Origin of the sequence: Nocardia sp. NPDC047038 (genome assembly GCF_040644075.1) — a bacterium.
In the GTDB taxonomy this organism is placed as follows: Bacteria; Actinomycetota; Actinomycetes; order Mycobacteriales; family Mycobacteriaceae; genus Nocardia; species Nocardia sichangensis.
Genome location: NZ_JBEYVQ010000003.1, coordinates 493,266 through 495,561, shown reverse-complemented (window position 1 = coordinate 495,561; position 2,296 = coordinate 493,266). Strand labels below are relative to the sequence as shown.

Here is a 2,296-nt window from a genome sequence, read left to right as displayed (position 1 = left end):
CGGGAACGCACCCGACAGGTCGGGTGCTACCCCAGACGCAGCGTGTGCCCGTTCGCCACCAGTTTCGCCGTTTCCGCCGAAATCCAGCCGGTCCAACCGTAACCTCGCTTCCGGAACACCACGCAAGCGCTCCCCGACCACACCCGGAGAGGGCGCTCCACCTATCCGAGCGTGGCGCCTGCGTCTCCAGGTTCAGTTCTCACATCAAATCAGGCAAAAATGTTCAATTGAACTATCTGTCCAACCGGCCGGGCTCGTTACATGGGCTCGCCCGTGCCCAGCACCCACCGACCGGCTCCGCCGGGACCTTCTTTGCGAATCACCGGATCAATCTACCGTCGCCCCCGGCAGCCGACCAACCAATCGTCATAGCCACTTCACATCAACGCAGGTAGGTAGGTCGTAAGAGGTTTGCCAGGAGGATGTTGCGGTTCTCACATGCGTCACCCCCGCCTCAAACCGGCGCTTTCGCGCCGCGGGAGGCGGCCGCCTATGGCACCCGCCGTCACGACCCGCGCACCCGCGCCGGGTCATAGAGGTGGGATTCCGCGCACGACACCGCCGGCGTGAGCGCGCGGCCAACCAGGATCACCGCGGCCTGCCGCAGTCCGGCGGCCTCGACCTGGTCGGCGATGTCGGCCAGGGTCCCACGGAGGATCAATTGCTCGGGCTGGCTGGCGCGGTAGACGACAGCGACCGGGCAGTCCGGGCCGTACTCGGCGGCCAGTTCGGCGGCCGTCGCGCGGGTGCGGGTGACGGCCAGGTGCAGCGCGAGGGTGGCGCCGGTGGCGGCGAAATTCGCCAGCGCTTCGGACTCGGGCATCGCGGTGGAGCGAGCCTGCGCCCGGGTCAGCACGACCGACTGGACCAGCTCCGGCACGGTCAACTCCGCACCGAGCACCGCCGCCGCGGCGGCATAGGCGGGCACGCCCGGTGTGACATCCCACGGCACCCCGTGCGCGTCCAACCTGCGGGTCTGCTCGGTCAGCGCCGAATACAGCGACGGGTCGCCCGAGCACAGGCGGGCCACGTCCTGTCCGGCCCGGTCCGCGCGCACCAGACGCTCGGTGATCTGGTCGAGGTCCAAGCGCTGGGTATCGACCAGCTCGGCGTCGGGCGCGCAGTACGCCAGCACGCCGGGATCCAGATAGGTCCCCGCGTACAGGCACACCGGCGACGCGCGGAGCAACTCGACCGCGCGCACCGTCAACAAATCGGCCGCGCCCGGCCCGGCCCCGATGAAGTGCACGGTCATGCGCGCGAGTGTATTGACCCCCGCTCAGGCGGTGGCGTCGAAGTGGGCGATCACCTTCTCGGGGCGGAGGCGGACGACGAGTTCGCCGGGGACGCCGTTGCGCTTGCCGAATTCCTCGGCACGGTCGGCGCCCATGTAACGGCCGCCGATCTCGGTGGCGGTGCGCAGCAGATCGTCCGGGTCTTCCGAAAGCGTCACCGTGCCCCGCAACTGGACCGACGCGTAGGGCGGTTCCTCCAGGTCGACGCACACCGAGACGCGGCCGTCCCGGGCGAACGCCTTGCCCTTCGCGGTGGACTTGCCGGTGTTGAACACCAGTTCGTCGCCGTCGACGATGAACCACACCGGCGTCACCATCGGCCTGCCGTCAGCCGTCACGAACGCCACCTTGCCGGTGCGGGTGCCATGGGTCAGAAACTCGCGCACTTCGGGATCGGAAAGAGAGGCCATCCGCTCACCCTAGGTGGTGACTCCCGACAGCTCGGCTCGGTTGGTTCGATCGGCTCCGTTCGGCTGAGTTCGGTCGCGCGATTCACTCGTTGCGTCGGTATCGACCGCGGTGGAAGGCGATCAGCGCGCACCGTGCCGGACTGCCGACCCACTGGCTGTCTCCGGTGGACTTTCGTCAGCGCTGCCAGTTGGGGTTGGGAGCGGGCTGCTGGGGCCACTGGGCGTTGGGGCCGCCCGCGGCGGGCTGCTGGTACTGGGCGGGGCCCATGCTCTCGGCGTTCGCGCGGGCGAGGAGGTCGGGCACCTGCGGTCCGGCGACCGGTGACGATGCGCCGCACCACGTGCACTCCAGGTGATGCTTGGTGCTGAGCGGGAAGAGCGGAATGAAGAAGAGCGTGAACTTCGTGACGAGCTTGCGCAGCGCGTGCGCGGCGGGATTGCCGCAGCGGCCGCAGATCAAGGTGATCATGGCGAGCGTGTGGATACGCTTCTGCCAGCCCCAGATCAGCATGTGAAACCCCCGAAGATAGAAAATCCGATGTCGGTCACAGTAGTCGATCGGCGGAGCTTCGGCTCCGGTGAAGAACGGCC

The 2,296-nt window shown here is 68.3% G+C and carries 3 protein-coding genes; all 3 read right to left on the bottom strand.

Annotated elements, in window-relative coordinates:
- Positions 1-505: 505 nt before the first annotated feature.
- Complete coding sequence (gene cobM, locus ABZ824_RS15645; protein ID WP_355074762.1) at positions 506-1,255, bottom strand: precorrin-4 C(11)-methyltransferase; 750 nt, start codon at positions 1,253-1,255, stop codon at positions 506-508.
- Positions 1,256-1,279: 24 nt separating this feature from the next.
- Entirely contained in the window at positions 1,280-1,705 is a 426-nt protein-coding gene (locus ABZ824_RS15640; RefSeq protein WP_356963771.1) for a PPOX class F420-dependent oxidoreductase, read from the bottom strand.
- Between the two features lie 175 nt (positions 1,706-1,880).
- Positions 1,881-2,216, bottom strand: a complete 336-nt coding sequence (locus ABZ824_RS15635) for a hypothetical protein (protein WP_356963770.1) — start codon at positions 2,214-2,216, stop codon at positions 1,881-1,883.
- Between the last annotated feature and the right edge of the window lie 80 nt (positions 2,217-2,296).

Bases quoted from the DNA above. Each gene is read 5' to 3' on its own strand.
- cobM (WP_355074762.1), bottom strand. From the start codon at position 1,255: ATGACCGTGCACTTCATCGGGGCCGGGCCGGGCGCGGCCGATTTGTTG.
- ABZ824_RS15635 (WP_356963770.1), bottom strand. From the start codon at position 2,216: ATGCTGATCTGGGGCTGGCAGAAGCGTATCCACACGCTCGCCATGATC.
- ABZ824_RS15640 (WP_356963771.1), bottom strand. From the start codon at position 1,705: ATGGCCTCTCTTTCCGATCCCGAAGTGCGCGAGTTTCTGACCCATGGC.